The organism is Cryobacterium sp. Hh38 (assembly GCF_004403235.1).
Lineage (GTDB): Bacteria > Actinomycetota > Actinomycetes > Actinomycetales > Microbacteriaceae > Cryobacterium > Cryobacterium levicorallinum.
The window spans coordinates 269,574-290,400 of the sequence record NZ_SOHD01000008.1 but is presented as its reverse complement, the minus strand read 5'-3'; the positions used below and the strand labels follow the sequence as shown (position 1 = coordinate 290,400).

The window sequence follows — 20,827 nt, the reverse complement described above, 5'->3', positions numbered from 1 at the left end:
TGCTCAGCGTCGGCAGAACCTGGAGCTTAGATGCCGAGGTTGCCCTCGAACGCTCCAGCTTCCAGACGTGCCTTCATCGTGGTGAGGAAGCGGGCAGCATCCGCTCCGTCGATGATGCGGTGATCATAAGACAGGGCGAGGTACACACTCGAACGAATCGCGATCGCGTCGAGGCCGTCGGTCGTGACGACGAGTGGCTTCTTGTACACGATGCCGGTGCCGAGGATGGCGCTCTGCGGCAGGAACACCACGGGAGTGTCGAACAGGGCCCCGCGCGAACCGGTGTTGGTCAGCGTGAACGTTCCGCCGCTGAGCTCGTCGGGCTTGAGCTTGTTGTCCCGGGTGCGGGCAGCGAGGTCCGCGATCTGGGCGGCAAAGCCGGCCAGATCGAGTTCGCCGGCGTTGCGCACGACTGGAGTCAGCAAGCCGCGTTCTGTATCGACCGCGATGCTGATGTTTTCCTGGGCCGGGTAGACAATCGTGTCGCCCTCGATCGTGGCGTTCACGATCGGGATGGCACGAAGCGCCTCGGCTGCGGCCAGGGCGAAGAACGGCAGGAACGAGAGCTTGTTGCCGGTTTTCTCGGCGAACGCACCCTTGACCCGGTCGCGCAGCATGGCCACCCGGGTGACATCCACCTCGACCACGGTCGTGAGCTGAGCGGATGACTGCATCGAGATGACAGCACGCTCGGCGACGACCTTGCGCAGGCGCGACATCGGCTGGGTAGTTCCGCGCAGCGGTGAGACCTCCACGACCGGGGCGGCCGCGGCCGGCCGCGCTGACGAAGCCTGCACGATGTCTTCCTTGCGGATTCGTCCGCCCACCCCGGTGCCGCTGATGGTCGACAGGTCGACACCGGCCTCGTTGGCGAGCTTGCGCACGATCGGGGTGACGTACCCGCTGGTCCCGGCGTGCGAACCGCGAGCGACCGGGGCGTCCACAACCGCAGCGGGTGCTGCGGCAACGGGGGCGGGTGCTGCAACCGGAGCCGGAGCGACAACCGGAGCGGGAGCGGCAACCGGTGCGGGCGATGCGACCGGTGCGGGTGCGGCAACCGGTGCGGCTGCGGCAACCGGTGCGGGCGCTGCGACAGGCTCGGGGGCGGCAACAGGAGCTGCAACCGGCTCCGGTGCTGCAACCGGCTCTGCCACGGGGGCTGCGGTTGCCTCGACCGGTGCCTCGGCTGCCGGAGCGGCAGCGCCGGACCCGTCGCCGATCGTCACGAGGGGTGTTCCGACCTCGACGGTCTCGTCTTCCTGCACCAGGATGGCCTCAATAATGCCGGCGACCGGGGACGGAATTTCCGTGTCCACCTTGTCGGTCGATACCTCGAGCAACGGCTCGTCGACCTCCACGCGGTCGCCCACGTTCTTGAGCCAGCGGGTGACCGTGCCCTCTGTAACACTCTCTCCGAGTGCCGGGAGGCTGACGGATTCGCTCATGCGCATGTCTCCTTCAAAACCGTTTGATTGTCTAAAAATGGGATAAGAATGGGATTCCGACTACATCGCGTGAAGCGGTTTGCCGGCGAGAGCCAGGAAGGCCTCACCCATCGCTTCATTCTGCGTCGGGTGGGCGTGCAGGAACGGAGCAATGTCCTCCGGGTACGCTTCCCAGTTCACAACGAGCTGGCCTTCGCCGATGAGTTCGCCGACGCGGGCACCGATCATGTGGATGCCCACGATGGGGCCGTCCTTGACTCGAACGAGCTTGACCGACCCGGCGGTACCGAGAATCGAGCTCTTGCCGTTTCCGCCGAGGTTGTACTCGTAGGTCGAAATCTGGTCGGCACCGAACTTGTCGGCAGCCTTCGCTTCGCTGTAGCCGACGGATGCAACCTCGGGGTCGCAGTAGGTGACCTTGGGAATGTTGATGTCTTCGACGATGATCGGATTCAGTCCGGCGATTTCTTCGGCGACGAAGATGCCCTGCTGGAAACCGCGGTGGGCCAGCTGCAGGCCAGGAACGATGTCGCCGACGGCGTAGACGCCGGGAATATTCGTGGCGAGACGCTCATCGGTGATAACGAAGCCACGATCCATGGTGACGCCGACCTCGTCGAAGCCGAGTCCGGCCGTGACCGGGCCGCGGCCGACAGCGACGAGCAGAAGGTCGGCCTCAACCGTTGCCCCGTTTTCCAGGGTGACGACGACGCCGGAGTCGCTCTGCGTGACACTCTGAAAGCGGATGCCGAGGGAGTACTCGATGCCGCGCTTGCGGAATGCACGTTCCAGCTGCTTGGAGATGGACTCTTCCTCGTTCGGAACGAGGTGCGGGAGCGCTTCGATGATCGTGACGTCGGCGCCGAAGGACCTCCAGACGCTCGCGAACTCGGCACCGATGACGCCGCCGCCGAGCACGGCGACCTTTTTGGGCACGTAGTCCAGGGCGAGCGCGGTCTCGCTCGTGATGACGCGGCCGCCGATCTCGAGGCCGGGCAGCGAACGGGCGTAGGAGCCGGTCGCGAGGATGACGTTCTTGCCGACGATCGTGTCCTCACCGACCTGAACGGTCGTGGGGGAGACCAGGTGGCCTTCACCTTCGATCACGGTGATGCCGCGAGCCTTGACCAGGCCTTGGAGGCCCTTGTACTTGCTCGCGACGATGCCCTCGCGGAACGCGGTGACCGCTGCCATGTCAATGCCCTCAAACGTGGTCTTGACACCGTATTTGGCCGACTCGCGGCTGACATCGGCGACCTCAGCCGAGTGCAGGAGAGCCTTGGTCGGAATGCAGCCGACGTGCAAGCAGGTGCCGCCGAGTTTGCCCTTCTCGATCAGACCAACGGTGAATCCCAGCTGCACGGCGCGCAGCGCTGCTGCGTATCCACCGCTTCCGCCACCGAGAACGACAATGTCAAAATTCTGATCCGACACTCAGCTACTCCCTCGCGCTTAACGCTTTGTCACGACGGCCGATGAAATTGTGCTGATCGGCCACGTGGTTTGACAAGCTTTTTCTTGCCCCTACGACTGTACTACGGGCGTGAAAAGTCCTCGGCCAGTCGGAGCAGGGCCCGGACGGATACCCCGGTCGGTCCGGCCGCGGTGAACCCCCACCCCGCACCCGAGTTCTGCGCAGGCCCGGCGATGTCGAGATGAGCCCAGGGGATCGTCGTTCCGCTAACATCCGTTCCGATGAATTCCCGCAGAAACACGCCGGCCAGCAGCATGCCGCCGGCGGTGCTGCCGATCTTGGCGTTGGCGATGTCAGCCACATCGGAGTTGAGGGTGGCGCGCAGCTCATCGGGGAACGGCATCGGCCAGGCTGCCTCACCGACGGCAGCGCTGGCAGCGAGAACCCGCTGCACCAGGGCATCATCGCCCATGGTTCCGAAATACCGGGTGCCGAGAGCGACGACGGCTGCTCCGGTGAGGGTGGCGACGTCGATGATCGCGTCTGGCTGTTCTTCGGCAGCGGCGACCAGACCGTCGGCGAGTACGAGGCGACCCTCGGCATCGGTGTTGAGAACCTCGACGGTGCGTCCGCCGCGCATGCGCAGCACATCGTTGGGTCGAATGGCCGAACCGGAGGGCATGTTCTCGGCGATGCACATCCAAGCCGTGATGCGCACCGGCAGTTCCCGCCGCGCCGCGGCCAGCACAACGGCGAGCACGGTGGCCGCACCGGTCATGTCGTATTTCATGCCGACCATGGATGCCGGCGGCTTGAGCGAGAGTCCGCCGGTGTCAAAGGTGATGCCCTTGCCCACAAGGGCGAGATGCTTGTCGGCTCCGGCCGGTGTGTAACTGAGCTTGACCAGGCGCGGCGGGCGAGTGGACCCAGCACCGACGCCGGCGATACCGCCGAAGCCGTCGGCCGCGAGCTGCTGCTCGTCCCAGACCGTCACATCGATCGGCAGACCGGTGGTGGCCTCAACCGCTGCGTCGGCGAGCGAGGCGGGGTAGAGGTCGAGGGGGGGCATGTTCACGAGGTCCTTCACCAGGCGGATCGCCTCGGCGCTCGCGCTGGCCCGCGCAATGGCGTTGGGTGCCGCGACCCCGGTGTGCACGACCACACTCGACGCCGGCAGCTTGGCCGCGGCGAGCGAGCTATGTCGGTACGCGGTGTAGGAGTAGCCGCCGAGAGCTGCGCCCTCGAGAACGGCCTCGACCTGATCGGCATCGGTCAACGAGATGGCGAAGGCGACGGCACCGACGCCGGTCAGCTGACGAACCGCGGAACCGGCAGCGTGCCGTAGCGCATCGGTATCGACGGTACGTCCGAGTCCAACGATCGCGATCGCGCGCGGCGAACCGTCATCAGTGACCAGCCGCACGACCTCATCGCGGGCGCCGGTCACGCCGAGCAACGGAAGCTGGGCCGTGATCGCGGCCATCAGCGTGTCGCTTCCGGTTTCGATGAGGCGCACACCGTCATCCGTTTGTTGGGCAGCGACGATGAGAATCGCGGCGGGAGAGTCGACGGCGGACTTGGTGGACAGGGACAGGGTGGGAACGGTCATACTTCGATGGTAGCCACCGGGTGCAGGATCGCCGGTGGCCGGCAGCCCCAGCGCGCGAGGTGTTCGCTCTCGGCACTCCGTCAGAAGCCACCCAAAAACGGCAGTGCGGATTAGAGTTAAGGAATGTTAGACCCTGCTGAGCTGTACGAACTGACCTCTGACGCCGATGGCGTTCCAGAGGGATTACACCTGGTCGCGGGGCTGACCGGCTTCGCGGATGCCGGTGGTGCGGTCGCGCAATTCACTGACTATCTCCTCACCACCCTCGAGCACACCGTTGTCGCGTCGTTCGACACCGACGCTCTGCTGGATTACCGAGCGCGACGCCCGATCATCTACTTCGATCAAGACCACCTGACCAATTATCAGCCGCCGTCACTGCGCCTGTATCTGGCTCGTGACGAAATCGGGCAGCCGTTCCTGTTCCTGGCCGGGTTCGAGCCCGACTTTCGCTGGGAACAATTCACGGCCGCCGTGATGCAGCTGGTGGAACGGTTCACCGTTACCTCGACCACCTGGGTACACGCCATCCCGATGCCGGTTCCGCACACCCGTCCGATCGGCGTCACGGTGAGCGGCAATCGCTCCGACCTGATCGAGAATCGGTCGGTGTGGCGGCCGCACACGCAGGTCGCGGCCAACGTGCTGCACCTGCTTGAATTTCGGCTGCAGGAGCGCGGTGCCGGGGCGGTCGGCTACGTTCTGCTGGTGCCTCACTACCTGGGCGACGCCGAGTTTCCCGCCGCAGCACTGAGCGCGTTGGAGAGCACGAGCGCGTCGACCGGGTTGATCTTCCCCACCGATCGTCTGCGCGAAGCCAACCGTGAATTCGTCGCCCGCATCGACGACCAGGTTCGGGATAACCCCGAACTGGCCAAGCTCGTTGGCACCCTGGAGCAGCGCTATGACGCCTACATGGAGGGCAGCACATTACGGTCGCCGCTGACCGATGAAGACGGCGAACTGCCCTCGGCCGACGAAATCGCCGCCGAGCTGGAAAATTTCCTGGCCCTGCGTCGCAGCCGCGACGACGGCCCGTCTGCTTAACAACAAGTGCCGGCGGGGCGTTCCGAAACCGGGGCAGGCGCAAGCGCGGTAAGTTGGGACAAGTGAACTCCCGGCGATCTACCCTGATCTTTGTCATCGGATCGTTCGCGTATTTGTCCGCCGTGTTGCAGCGCACCTCGATGGGCATTGCGGGAGTGGCGGCCACCGAGCGTTTCGGCGGCTCGGCTGCCGTGCTCTCGAGCCTCGCCGTTGTGCAACTCCTGGTCTATGCCGCGGCACAGATCCCGGTGGGCGTTCTGATTGATCGTTTTGGGCCTCGGGTGCTCATGATCACCGGCACGGCACTCATGGTGATCGGGCAGATCACCCTCGCGCTCGCACCGGACATCACCCTTGCCGTCGTAGGGCGTATTCTCGTGGGCGCGGGCGATGCGACCATCTTCATCTCCATGATTCGCCTGATCAGCTCGTGGTTCAGCGGACGCATCGTTCCGCTGCTGTCCCAATGGATGGGCAATATCGGCCAGCTCGGCCAGGTTCTATCCGCGGTCCCCCTGGCCTGGCTGCTGCACACGAGCGGATGGGTGCCGGCTTTTCTCTCGGCCGCCTCCGTCGCCGTCATCGCCCTGATCGTGGTCGTCATCTTTGTGCGGGACCGCCCCAGCGACCTGACCGAGCAGGTCAGGACGAACAGCCTGGCCATCGCGCTGACCCAGCTGCGGCACAGTTTCAAACGTCCAGGCACCCAGCTCGGGTTCTGGTCGCACTATGTGACGCAGTCCGCCGGCACCGTGTTCAGCCTGCTTTGGGGCTATCCGTTCATGGTTTTCGGCCTCGGCTACGAACCGGCCTTCGCTGCCGCCATGCTGACAGTGCTGGTCGGGGCCGGGCTCGTGTTCGGGCCGATTCTCGGCCTGCTGACGGCACGTCATCCCCTGCGCCGCAGCAATATCGTGCTGGGAATAGTCGCGGGCATAGCCGCCGCCTGGGCGCTCGTTCTACTCTGGCCGGGTATTCCACCACTCTGGACTATTGTGCTTTTGCTCGTGGTACTCGGCATCGGCGGACCGGGTTCGCTCATCGGCTTTGATTTTGCCCGCACCTTCAACCCGCAACGCAGTCTCGGTTCGGCAAACGGTGTGGTCAACGTCGGCGGGTTTACCGCGAGTTTCGTCACGATGTATCTGGTGGGGCTGCTGCTCGACCTGCAAAACGGATGGAAGGTCGCCGGGGGAGCGGCCAGCGACCTGTACGCCCTCGATGCATTCCGGGTGGCGTTCTCGGTGCAATACCTCGTGGTCGGCATCGGAGTCGTATTTCTGCTGCACGCCCGCCGCCGCACCCGTCGCCAGCTCTCCCGCGATGAGGGAATAGAGGTGGCGCCCATCTGGGTTGCACTATCACGCACCTGGAAACGACGTAACGGAGAATCCTAGTGCGTGGCGTGGCTTGTCGTCCAGACAAACCGTGCAATAATTGTTCAAGGACCCGTTCTGGTCCGGGGCATCTCCACACCGTGTGGTACTTACAGTGTTGGTTTGGGCATCCCTGGGCTTGACATGGGTCCAAGTTCTGCCCAAAAACGCATCTGGCGCCGTCACCGGTCGCACAGAAGCAGGTAAGACTCCGCATGAGAGGTGCTCCAATGGCAACCACCGTAAAGACCGAGGCGACCGACGAGGCGCCCACGACGACGGTCAAGAAGACCGTCACCAAGGCTCCAGCAGCCAAGGCCGCCGCGACGAAGAAGTCCGCGGCCACCGCAGCTGGCGTCGACAAGCCTGCTCCCAAGAAGCGCGTCACCAAGGCCAAGGTCGTCAAGAAAGACGAAGAAGCCGACGTCGACAGCGCGCCGGACGGCGAGGAATACGACTCAGACGACGAAGGCACCAAGCGCCCGGCCTCGGCCGAGCCATTGCCGAGCGGCGCCCTCGTGCTGTCGCTGGTTGACGACGACGATGAGGTTCCGGTCTACTCGAGTGCCATCACCGGCGCGACGGCCGACCCGGTCAAGGACTATCTCAAGCAAATCGGTAAGGTCGCCCTGCTGAACGCTGCCGAGGAGGTCGAACTGGCCATGCGCATCGAGGCCGGCCTGTTCGCTGAGGACAAGCTGTCGGTCATGACCGATGTCGAGAAGAAAAACGCGCTCGGCCGCGAGTTGCAGTGGGTCGCCAAGGACGGCGCCCGCGCCAAGAGCCACCTGCTCGGTGCCAACCTCCGCCTCGTTGTCTCGCTGGCTAAGCGCTACACCGGTCGCGGAATGCAGTTTCTCGATCTGATCCAGGAGGGCAACCTCGGGCTCATCCGCGCCGTCGAGAAGTTCGACTACACCAAGGGCTTCAAGTTCAGCACCTACGCCACTTGGTGGATTCGTCAGGCGATCACCCGCGCCATGGCCGACCAGGCCCGCACCATCCGCATTCCGGTGCACATGGTCGAGGTCATCAACAAGCTCGCCCGGGTGCAGCGGCAGATGCTGCAAGACCTCGGCCGTGAACCCACGCCCGAAGAACTCAGCCGCGAACTCGACATGACGCCGGAAAAGGTCGTCGAGGTACAGAAATACGGTCGCGAGCCGATCTCCTTGCACACCCCGCTCGGTGAAGATGGCGACAGCGAGTTCGGCGACCTCATCGAAGACACCGAGGCCGTTGTACCAGCGGATGCGGTCGGTTTCACGATGCTGCAGAAGCAGCTCGAGAGCCTGCTCGATTCGCTCTCCGAGCGCGAAGCCGGCGTCATTCGAATGCGCTTCGGCCTCGGCGACGGCATGCCCAAGACACTGGACCAGATCGGCGACACCTTCGGTGTCACGCGTGAACGCATCCGTCAGATCGAGTCCAAGACGATGGCCAAGCTGCGCCACCCGTCCCGGTCGCAGTCCCTACGCGACTACCTCGAGTAAAGAGTGGCGTTGACACGGCGGTCCCGGATCGTGACTCTGCTCTCGTGAAGTCGGTGAAGTACGCTCCGGCGATTCTGATTGGTCGAGCGGTTCGGGTTCTAGCCCGCTGGCGCAAACCGGGTGGTGGCTCGGCCATCCCCGGCGTCGTCGTCAACCGCATCGCGCCTCGTTTTTTGGCCGACACCCTCAACGGCTTTCCGCTCGGTTTGGTCATCGTGACCGGTTCGAGCGGCAAGTCGACGACGACCAAGATGCTCGTGGCCATTCTGCGGGCGCACGGCCTGACCGTGTTCACCAACCAGTCGACGGCCAATATCAGCCAGGGTTTGACCAGCGCACTGCTTGAACGGGTCACTCTGACCGGGCGCATCGCCGGTGACGTTGCCGTTCTTGAAATGGACGAAGGGCACGGTGCCTTGATCGCCGGGTCGCTGAGCCCGCGCGTTGTCGCCCTTACCAACGTCATGGTCGACCAAATCGACCGGTTCCACGACTCAGAGATGGTCGCGGCCCTGCTCGGCAAGATCGCTGCCCGCGCCACTGAAACCGTGGTTCTCAATGCCGACGACCGCTACCTCGCCGACGTCGGCTCCAGGCTCGAACCGAGCATACGGGTGTCCAGCTACGGCGTCACCGCCCACGTTCTCACGCTGCACCCCCGTGGCCTGGGCTACGCCGACACCGCCGAATCGCGTCTGCCCGCTGGAAGGGGACTCCAACTGACCGGAATGGCGGGGCGAACTGCCGAAGTGGAATTCCCTTCCAACGGCGGCAGCCACAGCATTGCACTGCCGGCCCGCGGCATCCATTACGCCGTTGATGCTCTGACCGCGCTCGGCGCCGCCGAGGCCACGCTGGGGGAGACTTTCAACCCTGCCACCGCCTGTGCCGCACTCTCGGCTATGCCGGCCGTCTTCGGTCGCGGCGAAGTCGTCACCGTCGGCGGTAAAACGATCGAATTCGTGCTCGTGCAAAACCCGTCGAGCTTTCAGCTCAACGTGGACAGCCTCGAGGCCGGCACGGAGCAGATCATCGTGATCATCGGCTCCGATGTGCGGGATCCCTCCTATTTCTGGCCGGTCGATACCTCGGGGCTTGGCCACGTGCTGATCGCCTCCGGACTGAAGGCGCACGACATCGCCCTGCAGCTGGCCTACGACGGCGTGGCGGTCGATCGCATCGAACCCGACGTCCCGACCGCGCTCGATGCCTTCCTGGCACTGCCGGATCCCGTGTCCGGGGTGAAAACGATCATCTTCTCGGCTGACGGCATGCGGCGCACCCGCGCCCACCTCGGCCTCGTCTCCAACGTTGAGGAATCGTAAATGACCGCCACGTCGATTGAGCGCCCCTTCACGGTGGTCTCGCTGCTGCCTCGTCTCCTCGACACCAACGGCGATGCCGGCAACGCTCGCGTGTTCGCCCAGCGCGCCCGGTGGAGCGGCCGCGAAGCGCGAGTCGTCGACGTGCATACCCGGGCCGATCTGCCCGAACACGTCGACGCGGTGTCGATCGGATCGGGAACGGATGCTGCGCTGCTGCCTGCGAGGGATGCCCTGCGCACCGTGCTGGAAGACCTGCGAGTCTGGTCGAATTCCGGCGTGCCCATTCTGGCCGTCGGCACCGGCTGGGAGCTGATCAGCTGGGGGATAGACCTCGCTGGCGGAAGCGTAATCGAGGGACTCGGACTGGTCGCGGGCCACGCCGTTCCCCGCACGAAACGCGCCACCGACGACATCATCGTGTCGTCAAAGTTTGGGCGGCTGATCGGGTTCGAGAACCACGCCCGCGACTATGTCGGCGCTGAGGCGAGCCCGCTGGGCCGGGTGCTCCATGGCACAGGCAATGCGGATGCTCCGGCGAGCGGACCGCAGATCGAGGGCCTGACCATGGGTGAGGTGTTCTGCACCCACCTGCACGGTCCCGTTCTGGCCAGAAACCCCGGGCTGGCCGATCACCTGCTCAAGGCGGCATTCCGTCGCCGCGGTCTCGTCTATTCCCGCGGCGCTGTGGCCGAGTCCGTCGATGAGACGGCGCGCACCGCGCGCAACCGGGTTGCGTTGCGGCTCGGGCAGCCGACCGAATAGCAGCCGGCCGGGCGTTAATGAGGAAACCGCACCCGAGACTGGCCTGAGCCAGCCGCGCGTGCGGTATCCGTTCTTTCGTCAGCTCGAGCCGAACGAGATTATTGACCAGCTAGGAACGCTGGTCTTCGAGCAGACGACTTGACTCGTCGTGCCAGCTCTCGGCAATGCTCGCGAGCTTCTCCTGGTGCTTGCGGCCGTGGTGAGCACAGAACAGCAACTCACTGTTCTTCACGACGACGCGAATGTAGGCCTGGGCACCACAGGCATCGCAGCGGTCGGCTGCGGTGAGCTGGTGGGGGGCGCCCTGCTTGTTCTCAGCACCGTTGTCTACAGCACCATTTTCGGTGGCGATCTGGGACATATTCTCCTCCTCCAGACTTTATTGCTTGAACCCTTTGACTAATGTAAACACGGCCTGGCTGGGTTTACGCGGTGATTGGGTGGTATTTCGCTCACCGCGTAGCCATGTTGCTCAGTTGTGACCCACGCGAGACACGAGGCGCGGCAGGCGATGCGCGAAGGCACCCCGGTTGGCCCCGGTATTCTTGGTTATTGTGAGTTCTGACTATTCTGCGCGCCACCTATCCGTCCTCGAAGGACTGGAGGCAGTGCGCAAACGCCCCGGCATGTACATCGGCTCGACCGACTCTCGCGGTCTGATGCACTGCCTGTGGGAGATCATCGACAACTCGGTTGACGAGGCCCTCGGTGGCCACGGCGCGAGCATCAATATCGAGCTGCACCCCGATAAGAGCGTCGAGGTGCGCGACACGGCCCGCGGTATCCCGGTCGATATCGAACCCAAGACCGGCCTGACCGGCGTCGAGGTCGTCTTCACCAAACTGCATGCCGGCGGCAAGTTCGGCAGCGGATCCTATGCCGCGTCCGGCGGATTGCACGGGGTCGGAGCATCCGTCGTCAACGCCCTGTCCGAACGTCTCGATGTCGAGGTCGACCGGGACGGCAAGACCTGGGCCATGTCCTTCCACCGCGGAGAGCCCGGCCTGTTCGCCGACACGGGGGAGAAAAGTCCGGACGCCCCGTTCACTCCGTTTGAGAACCAGAGCGAGCTGCGGGTGATCGGCAAGGTCAAGCGCGGCGTCACGGGCACCCGCATCCGCTATTGGGCCGACCGGCAGATTTTCACCAAAGGTGCAGCCTTTCAGACCGACGAGGTGCTGAACCGGGCCCGGCAGACGGCGTTCCTGGTTCCGGGCCTGGCGATCGAGGTCGCCGACCGGCGCACCGAAGAGCAGGTGGTCAGCCTGTTCCAGTTCGATGGCGGGATCAGCGAATTCGTCGAGCATCTTGCGACGGATGCCCCGATCACCGACACCTGGCGGCTGACCGGCAGCGGCACCTTCAGCGAAACCGTACCGGTGCTCACCGACAAGGGCGCCATGGTGCCCACCGAACTCGTGCGCGACTGCGAGGTGGATATCGCCCTGCGCTGGGGGACCGGCTACGACACAATCGTGCAGAGTTTCGTGAACATCATCGCCACGCCGAAGGGAGGCACGCACCAGGCCGGCTTCGACGCCGGGCTGCTTAAATTTCTGCGCGGTCAGCTGGAGCTGAATGCCCGTCGGCTCAAGGTCGGCAGCGACAAGCTCGACAAGGACGACGTGATGGCCGGCCTCACCGCCGTGCTTACCGTGCGCCTGCCCGAACCGCAGTTCGAGGGCCAGACGAAAGAGGTGCTCGGCACGCCGGCCGTGCGGGCGATCGTTGCCAGCGTTGTCGCCAAGGCCATGGCGGAGCGCTATGCCTCGGCAAAACGTGACGACAAAACGCAGTCGGCGCTGTTGCTCGACAAGATCGTCGCCGAAATGAAGTCGCGCATCTCCGCCAGGGCGCACAAGGAAACCCAGCGGCGTAAGAACGCCCTGGAGAGTTCCTCCCTGCCGGCCAAGCTGGTCGATTGCCGCAGCAACGACGTGTCCACGAGTGAGCTGTTCATCGTCGAGGGCGACTCAGCGCTCGGCACCGCCAAGCTCGCGCGCGACAGTGAGCATCAGGCGCTGCTGCCGATCCGCGGCAAGATTCTGAACGTGCAGAAGGCATCCGTTTCGGACATGCTCTCCAACACCGAGTGTGCCTCGATCATCCAGGTGATCGGTGCCGGCTCCGGGCGTAGCTTCGACCTGTCGGCGGCGCGCTACGGCAAAGTCATCATCATGAGCGACGCCGATGTCGACGGCGCCCATATTCGTACCCTGCTGCTCACCCTGTTCTTTCGCTACATGCGCCCGATGATCACCGAGGGCCGCGTGTTCGCTGCGGTGCCGCCGCTGCACCGGGTGGTCGTGATGAACCCGGGCAGCAAGCCCAACGAGACCATCTATACCTATTCCGAAACCGAGTTGCACGCGGTGTTGACGGCGCTCGAGAAGAAGAATCGCCGCTACCAAGACCCGATCCAGCGCTACAAGGGCCTCGGCGAAATGGATGCCGACCAGCTCGCGACAACGACCATGGAACGCGCCCACCGCACCCTGCGCCGGGTGCGCGTCGACGATGCCGAGGCGGCCGGCAAGGTGTTCGAACTGCTCATGGGGAACGATGTGGCCCCGCGCAAGGAGTTCATCATCGACAGCTCCGACAAGCTCTCCCGCGATCGCATCGACGTCTAGGCGGACACCCGCTTTGGCTCGGAGCCCAGTCCATGGACGCGCACCGGGGGCTAATTCAGGACGTCTCTTCCGGTCGCCGAAAAACTACCGCGTGTTTTTGGGCCCGGAGAGTGGCGGCGATTCGTTCTTCCTTAACTCGCAATGAATCGGGCCGGATCCGCTCCACGGCTACGCCCGTCGAGCCTATATTTCGGAGCCAATGGCTCCTATGATGGCGTCAAGCATGACCCCGGATGCGTCTCGGCGGGATCCGGACTCGGGGAGGGCACGGGGAATACCGTCCGGACCGACGGCCCGCGCCGGCGCTGGCCCGACCCAGGCGACGGCGAGCGTATCTTCGCCCTTCAGGAAACGCTGGGCACGCACACCTCCGGTGGCTCGCCCCTTGGCCGGGTACTCAGAGAAGTCGCTCAGCTTGGCGCTGCCGGGATCGGTCCCCGGCAGGGTTTGACTGCTCGCCGCTACCGTCGCGACGATCGCCGTGGCGACGTCATCGGTCGACAGGCTCGTGAAGAAGACGACCGTCTCACCCGGCGTCAGCTTGATACCGGCCATGCCGCCAGCTGCCCGGCCCTGTGGACGCACACCGGAGGCGGTGAAGCGCAAGAGTTGGGCGTCGGAGGTGATGAAGACGAGGTCGTCGTCCTCGCCGCCCTGGACCGCGCCGACCACTTCGTCCTTCGGTTTAAGCGCGACGATCTCGAAGTCGGGCTTGTTGGCCCAGTCCCCGGGAGTGACGCGCTTCACGACACCCTGGCGGGTGGCGAGTGCAATCGCCCGATCGGAGTCGAGGGAGACGATGCCGAGTACGTGTTCCTTCTTATCGGACAGCACGAGGTACTCGCTGATTCGCACCCCGGCGGCGAGTTGAATCGACGTCGGCGGCATCACGGGCAGATCAACTGGGGAGAAGCGGATGAGGCGACCCCGGTTGGTCACCGCGCCTACCTCGGTGCGGCTCGTCGTGTCCAGCGTGGAGAGCACGGCGTCGTGCTTGCTACGTCGCTGGGGCGGCTGGATTCGCTGCGGAAGTGAATCGTCGACCGCGACCAGGTCGACCCGGGCGATGCGACCGGTCGCGCTCAGGAAAATGCGGGTAGCGATGTCCTGCACCTCGAGCACGGCCGCCTGGCGTTTGGCGGCGGCGACCGAGAGGCCGGCGATGCTCGGCTTGGCCTCGGTCAATACCGTGCGGCGCGGGGTGCCGAATTTTTCGGCGACGGCACCGAGCTCTTCGGAGACCAGGGTGCGGATGGCGGCCTTGGAGGACAGCAGCTTTTCCAGCTTGGCGATCTCGGCGACCAACTGGTCGCGTTCGGCTTCGAGTTCGATGCGGGAGAATTTGGTGAGGCGACGCAGCCGAAGTTCGAGAATGTACTCGGCCTGGATCTGGCTCAGGTCGAACACGTCGATGAGTTTGGCGCGCGCCTGCTCGGTGTCGTCGCTCGCGCGAATCACCTGGATGACCTCGTCAATGTCGAGAATGGCCACGAGCAGGCCGAGCACGAGGTGCAGGCGTTCCTTGCGGCGGGCCAGCCGGTAGGCGGAGCGGCGGGTGACGACCTCGATGCGGTGATTGACGTAGACGTGCAGCAATTCGAGCAGGCCGAGGGTCTGCGGGGCTCCGTTGACGAGGGCGACTGCGTTGATATTGAACGAGTCTTCGAGCGGGGTGTAGCGGTAGAGCTGCTCGAGCACGGCGTCGGGGCTGAACCCGGTCTTGATACCGATGACGAGACGAAGCCCCTTGGTGCGGTCGGTCAGGTCGGTGACGTCGGAGATGCCGCTGAGCTTCTTCGAGTTGACGCCGTCCTTGATCTTCTCGATCACCTTTTCCGGGCCGACCAGATAGGGGAGTTCGGTCACGACGAGCCCGGTCTTACGAGCGCTGATCGACTCGACCGAGACGCGCGCTCGGGTCTTGAAGCTGCCACGGCCGGTGCTGTAGGCATCCTTGATGCCAGCCAGACCGACTATCGTGCCGCCGGTGGGCAGGTCGGGCCCCGGCACGAACTCCATGACGTCGTCCAGGGTCGCGTTCGGGTGCGCGAGCAAATGCCGGGCCGCTCCGACGACCTCGATCAGATTGTGCGGTGCCATGTTGGTCGCCATGCCGACGGCGATGCCGCTCGTGCCGTTGACCAGCAGGTTGGGGTAAGCAGCCGGCAACACATCGGGCTGGGTCAGCTGGTTGTCGTAGTTGGGCACGAAGTCGACGACGTCTTCGTCGAGGTTCTCGGTCATGGCGAGGGCCGGGGCCGCCAGACGGGCTTCGGTGTAGCGGGGAGCAGCCGGCCCGTCGTCGAGAGAACCGAAGTTGCCGTGTCCGTCGATCAGCGGCACCCGAAGCGAGAATGACTGTGCCATGCGCACGAGGGCGTCATAGATGGCGGTGTCGCCGTGCGGGTGCAGCTTGCCCATCACCTCACCGACAACACGGGCACTCTTCACGTGCCCCTTGTCGGGGCGCAATCCCATTTCGTTCATCTGGTACAGGATGCGTCGCTGCACCGGCTTGAGACCGTCCCTGGCGTCGGGTAGGGCGCGCGAGTAGATCACCGAATAGGCGTATTCGAGGAAAGACCCCTGCATCTCGACCGAGACATCGACGTCCTCGATGCGTTCGGTGCTGGCTGTGCTGGTGTCGGGTGTGGTGCTATCTGAGCGGCTCATTCGCGAATTCTGCTTCAAGCGTGCGGCGGCGACCGAGCGATCCGGTCGTGCTGCACTACGTCTGGGGCGCTCTCGGGAGCGCTGGAGGGCGCGGGTTCGTCCCTGTGAAAGAATAGAACCCGATGCCCACCATGCTACCGGCCCGCCAATTCAGTGCCCTGCGCCTGGCCGATGTTCTCACCAGTTCTCTCGATGCCGTCTGTGCCAGACCGAATTCGCTCGGGTTGCCCGCGGTGCGCAAAGCGGTCGTGATTCTGGCGGACGGCCTCGGCGTCAGCTCGATCCGGGCTCGGGCCGGGCACGCCCGTTTTCTGGCTTCCCGCCTCAATAAATCCAGCATTATCGACGGGGTCTTCCCGGCAACGACCGTGGCGGGGATAGCGACTTTGACCACCGGGGTGGAACCGGGCCAGCACGGTCTGGTCGGCTACCAGGTGCTCGATGCGGCTCGCGACCGGGTCGTCAACCAGTTGACCGGCTGGGACGCGGGTATGCAGCCCGCGACCTGGCAGCGGGCCCGGACCGTTTTCGACCGGGCCGCCGACGACAACGTTCCCAGCTTCGCCGTCGGCCCGAAAAAGTTTTTGGACTCGGGCTTCACCCAGGCGGTATTGCGCGGGGCTCAGTACGTGTCCGCCGAGAAGGTGGCCGATCGTTTTACCGCTGCGCGCAGGATCCTGAATGAGAACCCCACCGCCCTGATCTACCTGTACGTCGCTGAACTTGACGTTGTCGCCCACGCGCACGGCTGGGAATCGGACCGCTGGCTGGCCGTGCTCGAGTACCTCGACTCGGAGGTGACCCGGTTCGCGGCGACTCTGCGCTCCGATGAGGGGCTGCTTCTCACCGCAGACCACGGCGTGATCGACGTGCCGAGCACCAAACACGTTCTGTTGGACACCGAGCCGGCACTCGTCGCCGGGGTTCGCCACGTGGCGGGGGACCCGCGCTGCGTGCAGCTCTACCTCGAACCGAAGCAATCCGCGGTCGACGCTGACTCACTCGCGGATGCCTGGCGGCAGTCGCAGGGGGATCGCGCCTGGGTCTACACTCGCGCTGAGGCGGTGGCGGCCGGCCTCTACGGGCGCGTCGCCGACGAGGTGCTGCCGCGCATTGGCGATGTGCTCATTGCCGCCCGCAAGGGCATCGCCTACTACGATTCCCGGCCGGCGAACCAGAAGGCGCGCAACATGATCGGGCAGCACGGTTCCCTCACCGATGAGGAAGTGCGCGTGCCGCTGATTCGTGCTGGTGCCTTCGAACGATAGCGAAGACGCTCCGGCGCCCCGCGTGGGGCGCCGGAGCGGTCAGACCGGGTACTGACGGCGCTTGACCTGCGGCTTGGGCAAACGCATCGGCCGCAGCTGCAGCGCGCGCATGGCTGCATACCAGCGGATGCGCTCGGCCTTGTCCTCGCCGAATTTGGCCTCGATCTTCTTGGTGAGAATGAAGCCGAGTGCGACGCAGTCGATAACGGCGAGGATGAAGAATGCCCAGAGCGCGAAGATCGCGTAGACGTCAATGCTCGGAATCGTCGTGAGCAGAATCACCAGGAACATGATCGGGATCATCAGTTCGCCGACGTTGAACCGCGCGTCGACGTAGTCGCGGGCGTAGCGCTTCTGCGGACCGCGTTCGCGCAGCGGCAGATATTTGTCGACTCCGGCAGCCATGCCGGCCCGAGCGACATCCCGAGCTGCTGTGGATTTGGCGCGCGCCTGCTTGGCGGCGAGCTTGCGGTCGTCCGGCACCAGCGGGCGCTTGTTGGCCGCTTCCTGCTTCTTGCGGGTGGGGGTCGCCTGACCCTTGCCGGCAGTGGGCGCGAGACCGAGGCGCGCTGCGGTCTCGTCTGCGCTTTCAATCGACGGCTGGGCGTCGGGGTTTACGGGAGTCTTAGCCACATCAAATCCTTGCAATTGGGTGCTTTAAGATTACCCGTATGACTGGTAACCCACAGACAAATTCCCCAACCACGGGCTCCGCCGCACACTCGGAAGCGGATTCGGGGGCGCAAAACGCCCTCCGCACCGCCGTCGAGCAGGGGCTCCCCACCACGATCGCCGACCTGTGCGCGTTGGTGCGCATCCCGTCGGTATCCTGGGCCGCTTTCGACCGTGCCCACGTCGCCGCCAGCGCCGACGCCGTAGTCGCTCTCGTGCGCCACCTCGACGTGTTCGAGTCCGTCGACATCGTGCAGGCAGGTATACCGGGCGGGACCGAAGTCGGCCAGCCCGCCATTCTCGCCTCTCGTCCGGCGCGCAACGGCCGGCCGACCGTGCTCCTCTACGCTCACCACGACGTTCAGCCTCCCGGCAAGGACGAAGACTGGGAGTCCGACCCGTTCACCCCAACCGTCCGCGGCGACCGGCTTTACGGGCGCGGTGCCGCCGACGACAAGGCCGGGGTGATGGCGCACATCGCCTCCATTCGAGCTCTCGTCGCCGCTGTCGGCCGCGACTTCGATCTGGGGCTCGCGCTGTTCATCGAGGGCGAAGAAGAGTTCGGCAGCCGCTCGTTCGCCACGTTCCTGAACGAGAACCGCGAGGCCCTGCGCGGCGATGTTATCGTCGTGGCCGATTCCAACAACTGGGACGTGAACACGCCCGCCATCACGACTGCACTACGCGGAAACGTCACCCTGCGGTTGACCGTGCGCACGCTCGAGCATGCTTCGCACTCCGGCATGTTCGGCGGAGCAATCCCGGACGCCATGCTGGCCATGATCAAACTGCTCGCGACGCTGTACGGCGATGACGGTTCGGTTGCCGTCGCCGGACTGACCAGCATCGACGTGCCCACCCCCGACTACTCCGAGGAGCAGCTGCGCGCCGAGACCGGGCTGTTGCCCGGCGTCAGCCCGATCGGACACGGTTCCATTCTCAGTCGAATCTGGTCGCAGCCGGCTCTCACCGTCACCGGCATCGACGCCCCGAGCGTCGACAAGGCGTCGAACACGCTCACACCGAGCGTCAGCGTTCGAATCAGCACGCGCATCGCCCCCGGGCAGTCCTCAGTCGAGGCCGCGGTCGCCATCGAAACGCACCTGCGTGAGCACGCCCCCTTCGGCGCGTCAGTCGAGATCGACGATATCGACACCGGCGAACCCTTCCTGGTCGACACCAGCGGCTGGGCCGTGACCGAAGCGCGAACGGCCATGACGGATGCCTGGGGCACGCCGCCGGTGGACATTGGCGTCGGCGGTTCGATACCGTTCATCGCCGACTTGGTGCGCGTTTTTCCGGCCGCCCAGATTCTCGTGACTGGCGTGGAAGACCCCGACTCCCGCGCACACAGCCCGAATGAATCCCTGCACCTGGGAGTTTTCAAACGGGCCGTACTGAGTGAAGCCTTCCTGCTCGGTCGCCTGAATGAGCGCACCGGGCATTGACCTCGAGAACCTCGCTCAGGGAAATATGAGAGCGTGGGAATGCCCAGGTCGACTTTCTGGTTGTCCCGGATAGCATTGTCAAGACCAAAACCTGCGTGCGAAGCAGTTACTGCGCGAACCAAGGAGAAGCATGACCGACACCATGACCCCGACTATCAGCTCCGCTGACATAGCGACGCATAGCGCCGCGCACGGCATCGCCCTCACCGAGGTCGCGGCACTCAAGGTGCGCAGCCTGCTGACCCAGGAAGGCCGCGAAGACCTCCGTCTGCGCGTCGCCGTGCAGCCCGGCGGATGCTCCGGCCTGATCTACCAGCTGTACTTCGACGAGCGGGTTCTCGATGGCGATGCCGTCGTCGACTTCGACGGTGTCGAGGTCGTCGTGGATAAGATGAGCGTCCCCTACCTCGATGGCGCCTCGATCAACTTTGAAGACACGATCGAGAAGCAGGGGTTCACCATTGACAACCCGAACGCCGGCGGCAGCTGCGCCTGCGGCGATTCCTTCAGCTAAGCATCCGCTTTAGAAAACCTGCAGGGCAGGAACATTATCACCCGATAATGTTCCTGCCTTTTTTGCTTTCAGCCCGTCATTCCCCCGCCGTTTTCCCGTGGTCTCGCCTAATTTAGCCAGCCATCAGCGGTGGCGCTGCAGAAAACCTCGCCGCCACGACCCGAGGGTGCACGTCGGGCACGTTCTCGCGGAGTAGGCTGGGATGGATCAAAACACTTCCTGAGAAGTGTCCTCGAATCTCCCGAAAGGTCCCCCGGTGCGCAATAATCACCGCCTTCGTTGGGCTGCTATTCCGCTCGCAGCGACGTTAGCCGTTGTACTGGCCGGATGCACGCAGGCCCAGCTCCACGGCTTCCTGCCCGGCTTTATTGAAGAGGGTGAAGCGCCGGTCAGCAATCAGACCGATCGCATCGCCGGACTGTGGACCACGGGGTGGATCGTTCTCCTCGTCGTCGGCCTCATCACCTGGGGGCTGATCATCTGGACAATCGTGGTCTACCGCCGCAGGAAGGGCCAGACCGGACTCCCGGTTCAGCTTCGCTACAACATGCCGATCGAGATTTTCTACACGGTCGTGCCGCTCATCCTGGTCGTCGGATTCTTCGCATTCACGGTTCGCGACCAGATCGCCATTGAGACCCGATTCGAGACCCCCGACGTCAAGATCGAGGTGCAGGCCAAGCAGTGGGCCTGGGACTTCAACTATGTCGACGAAGACGTCTATTCACCGGGCATTCAGGGCCAGCCGGATCCCGACGGTGAACGCGGTTCACTCATCGAGTCCGAACTTCCCGTCCTGGTTCTGCCCGTCGACCAGAAGGTTGAAATCGCTCTCGAATCTCGCGATGTCATCCACTCCTTCTGGGTCATCGATTTCCTGTACAAGAAGGACGTCGTTCCCGGCAAGACCAACTACATGTCGGTCATCCCCGAACGCATCGGTACCTTCAAGGGCAAGTGTGCCGAGCTGTGCGGCGAGTACCACTCGCTCATGCTCTTCAACGTCGAGGTCGTCTCTCAGGAGGACTACGACACCTACATCCAGACTCTGCGTTCCGCGGGCAACGTCGGCCAGCTCGACAACAATTACGACCGCAATCAGAATCAGCCGGGCACGAGTGCCCCGACGGCTCCGGAGGGCAACTAAA

16 protein-coding genes are annotated in these 20,827 nt (G+C 64.5%); 10 read left to right on the top strand and 6 right to left on the bottom strand.

The features are described 5' to 3' along the window. Positions 1-26 precede the first annotated feature (26 nt). The 3 genes from E3T41_RS04685 to E3T41_RS04675 form a co-directional block, all read right to left on the bottom strand. Positions 27-1,445, bottom strand: a complete 1,419-nt coding sequence (locus tag E3T41_RS04685; RefSeq protein ID WP_092448729.1) for a 2-oxo acid dehydrogenase subunit E2 — start codon at positions 1,443-1,445, stop codon at positions 27-29. A gap of 60 nt (positions 1,446-1,505) precedes the next feature. Next, positions 1,506-2,879, bottom strand: coding sequence for a dihydrolipoyl dehydrogenase (gene lpdA, locus E3T41_RS04680; RefSeq protein ID WP_092448637.1), 1,374 nt, complete (start codon positions 2,877-2,879; stop codon positions 1,506-1,508). Between the two features lie 101 nt (positions 2,880-2,980). Further along, the gene (locus E3T41_RS04675) at positions 2,981-4,468 is read right to left on the bottom strand and encodes a leucyl aminopeptidase (protein WP_134477502.1); all 1,488 of its coding nucleotides are present in this window, start codon (positions 4,466-4,468) and stop codon (positions 2,981-2,983) included. 123 nt (positions 4,469-4,591) lie between these two features. Here E3T41_RS04675 and E3T41_RS04670 point away from each other — a divergent pair, with 123 nt between their 5' ends. From E3T41_RS04670 to E3T41_RS04650, 5 genes are all read left to right on the top strand, one after another. Then, entirely contained in the window at positions 4,592-5,515 is a 924-nt protein-coding gene (locus E3T41_RS04670; protein WP_092448635.1) for a proteasome assembly chaperone family protein, read from the top strand. A 62-nt stretch (positions 5,516-5,577) separates the two neighbouring features. Continuing rightward, positions 5,578-6,912 carry a nitrate/nitrite transporter gene (locus tag E3T41_RS04665; protein ID WP_092448634.1) on the top strand — a complete coding sequence of 445 codons (1,335 nt, stop codon included), beginning with the start codon at positions 5,578-5,580 and terminating at the stop codon, positions 6,910-6,912. 194 nt (positions 6,913-7,106) lie between these two features. After that, positions 7,107-8,384 (top strand): RNA polymerase sigma factor, encoded by a 1,278-nt coding sequence (locus E3T41_RS04660; RefSeq protein WP_092448633.1) that lies wholly within the window; start codon positions 7,107-7,109, stop codon positions 8,382-8,384. A gap of 44 nt (positions 8,385-8,428) precedes the next feature. Continuing rightward, positions 8,429-9,709, top strand: coding sequence for a MurT ligase domain-containing protein (locus E3T41_RS04655; RefSeq protein ID WP_134477500.1), 1,281 nt, complete (start codon positions 8,429-8,431; stop codon positions 9,707-9,709). Further along, positions 9,710-10,471, top strand: coding sequence for a type 1 glutamine amidotransferase (locus tag E3T41_RS04650; RefSeq protein ID WP_134477498.1), 762 nt, complete (start codon positions 9,710-9,712; stop codon positions 10,469-10,471). A 109-nt stretch (positions 10,472-10,580) separates the two neighbouring features. Here the strand turns inward: E3T41_RS04650 and E3T41_RS04645 are convergent, their stop codons facing one another. Then, positions 10,581-10,832: a hypothetical protein gene (locus E3T41_RS04645; protein WP_166787589.1), complete on the bottom strand. Its 252-nt coding sequence runs from the start codon at positions 10,830-10,832 to the stop codon at positions 10,581-10,583. Positions 10,833-11,022: 190 nt separating this feature from the next. Here E3T41_RS04645 and E3T41_RS04640 point away from each other — a divergent pair, with 190 nt between their 5' ends. After that, entirely contained in the window at positions 11,023-13,104 is a 2,082-nt protein-coding gene (locus tag E3T41_RS04640; RefSeq protein ID WP_134477602.1) for a type IIA DNA topoisomerase subunit B, read from the top strand. A gap of 183 nt (positions 13,105-13,287) precedes the next feature. Here the strand turns inward: E3T41_RS04640 and E3T41_RS04635 are convergent, their stop codons facing one another. Then, the gene (locus E3T41_RS04635; RefSeq protein WP_134477496.1) at positions 13,288-15,777 is read right to left on the bottom strand and encodes a DNA topoisomerase (ATP-hydrolyzing) subunit A; all 2,490 of its coding nucleotides are present in this window, start codon (positions 15,775-15,777) and stop codon (positions 13,288-13,290) included. 122 nt (positions 15,778-15,899) lie between these two features. On the opposite strand from E3T41_RS04635, the gene E3T41_RS04630 reads away from it, so the two are divergent. Beyond that, positions 15,900-17,045: an alkaline phosphatase family protein gene (locus tag E3T41_RS04630; RefSeq protein ID WP_241991028.1), complete on the top strand. Its 1,146-nt coding sequence runs from the start codon at positions 15,900-15,902 to the stop codon at positions 17,043-17,045. A 39-nt stretch (positions 17,046-17,084) separates the two neighbouring features. On the opposite strand, the gene E3T41_RS04625 is transcribed toward E3T41_RS04630, so the two are convergent. Next, on the bottom strand, positions 17,085-17,678 hold the full coding sequence (locus E3T41_RS04625; RefSeq protein ID WP_092448628.1) for a DUF3043 domain-containing protein: 594 nt from the start codon (positions 17,676-17,678) through the stop codon (positions 17,085-17,087). Between the two features lie 38 nt (positions 17,679-17,716). On the opposite strand from E3T41_RS04625, the gene E3T41_RS04620 reads away from it, so the two are divergent. The 3 genes from E3T41_RS04620 to coxB all read left to right on the top strand — a co-directional run bounded on the left by E3T41_RS04620 (position 17,717) and on the right by coxB (position 20,826). Continuing rightward, a complete protein-coding gene (locus E3T41_RS04620) occupies positions 17,717-19,165 on the top strand; it encodes a dipeptidase (protein ID WP_134477494.1) in 1,449 nt (482 codons plus the stop codon). A gap of 142 nt (positions 19,166-19,307) precedes the next feature. Next, positions 19,308-19,679, top strand: a complete 372-nt coding sequence (gene erpA / locus E3T41_RS04615; protein ID WP_370257105.1) for an iron-sulfur cluster insertion protein ErpA — start codon at positions 19,308-19,310, stop codon at positions 19,677-19,679. A gap of 256 nt (positions 19,680-19,935) precedes the next feature. Continuing rightward, complete coding sequence (gene coxB / locus E3T41_RS04610; RefSeq protein ID WP_092448625.1) at positions 19,936-20,826, top strand: cytochrome c oxidase subunit II; 891 nt, start codon at positions 19,936-19,938, stop codon at positions 20,824-20,826. Position 20,827: the final 1 nt, after the last annotated feature.